Below are 263 nucleotides of genomic sequence, written 5' to 3'. Positions count from 1 at the left end.
CGATCCGCCTGGATGAGTCCGAGCACCCGATCGCCCCCGGCGGCGGCTCGTTGCTGCCGGCGGCTGCCCCACCCCTGCGCTGGCTGCGCCTGCCCATGCTGTATCGGATCAGCCACATCGGCACCCCGGACCGTTTGGACGACTGGCTGGCCAATCTGCGCCAGGAGCTATTGCGCGGGCTGCGACTGGTGCAGTTCCGTGAACCCTCATGGTCGGGCGATGAGGCCTCGCTACGCCACGCCTTTGAGGCGACGCTGGCGCTC

1 protein-coding gene is annotated in these 263 nt (G+C 69.6%); it reads left to right on the top strand.

The genetic code is table 11. The features are described from left to right. Window positions 1-263, top strand: a 263-nt coding sequence (locus WDW90_RS39880; RefSeq protein ID WP_336493091.1) for a mutator mutT family protein, incomplete at both ends; no start/stop codon positions are given.

The sequence above is a fragment of the Methylobacterium nigriterrae genome (assembly GCF_037106235.1).
GTDB lineage: Bacteria > Pseudomonadota > Alphaproteobacteria > Rhizobiales > Beijerinckiaceae > Methylobacterium > Methylobacterium nigriterrae.
This window is presented reverse-complemented; position numbering and strand designations above follow the sequence as displayed.